Annotated in this window: 1 protein-coding gene; it reads right to left on the bottom strand. The window is 59.4% G+C overall.

The features are described from left to right. Positions 1-85: 85 nt before the first annotated feature. Positions 86-451, bottom strand: coding sequence for a hypothetical protein (locus TQ39_RS19890; RefSeq protein ID WP_050006814.1), 366 nt, complete (start codon positions 449-451; stop codon positions 86-88). Positions 452-749: the final 298 nt, after the last annotated feature.

The following is a 749-nucleotide window of genomic DNA, read 5'->3' as shown; positions in this document are numbered from 1 at the left end:
ACTATTTAGTATTCTAGGGCTATGCCCGCATATGAAAAACCCCCGGCTTTGCCGGGGGATATTTATTGTATCCGACAGGGTAACGCTACAAATCGAACGGCGCGTCCTCCGCGCCCGGAACAGGGGCAGCTTCCGTACCCGCCGCGGCGGTTTCTTCCGGTGTGGGCGGAGGCATTGCGGGGCATGCGCTCCAGCGGGGCACATCGGCCTCGTACTGTGCGGCCACCCAGGCCTCGGCCCGGGCAAGCCCGTCCGCATCGAAGGGGAATTCGGCAAAGGCCTTTTGCGTGTCATCGGTTTTTTCAAAGCACCAGGGAAACGGCCACACACAGGCGGAAAGCGTGCCGTCCGTATATTTCAGCCGGTACCACATGCCTCCGTGTCCGCCGGAAAAGCTTTTGTTGGCCTTTAAATACACAAGGCCGGGTGTTGTAACGGTGAATTCATCCATACTGTCCCTCCGTGCTGCGAAGCAGCCCCAACAAAACCGCACGTGCTGCGGTTTTGCATGGTTCAATGTTCTCAAAGCCCTGTGCGCCAGCACAGGGGCGTGTGCCTTGCACACGCGCGGCCGCGCAAGCGGCGGGTTTGAGGTTATTATACCATGCTGCCGCTCAGCGGCCACAACAAAACCGCACGTGCTGCGGTTTTGCATGGTTCAATGTTCTCAAAGCCCTGTGCGCCAGCACAGGGGCGTGTGCCATGCACACGCGCAGCCGCGCAAGCGGCGGCTTTGAGGTTATTATACC

The sequence above is a fragment of the Ruthenibacterium lactatiformans genome, assembly GCF_000949455.1.
In the GTDB taxonomy this organism is placed as follows: Bacteria; Bacillota; Clostridia; order Oscillospirales; family Ruminococcaceae; genus Ruthenibacterium; species Ruthenibacterium lactatiformans.
Note: the sequence above shows the minus strand (reverse complement) of the source record. Positions and strands in the feature narration are given on the sequence as shown.

Bases quoted from the DNA above. Each gene is read 5' to 3' on its own strand.
- TQ39_RS19890 (WP_050006814.1), bottom strand. From the start codon at position 451: ATGGATGAATTCACCGTTACAACACCCGGCCTTGTGTATTTAAAGGCC.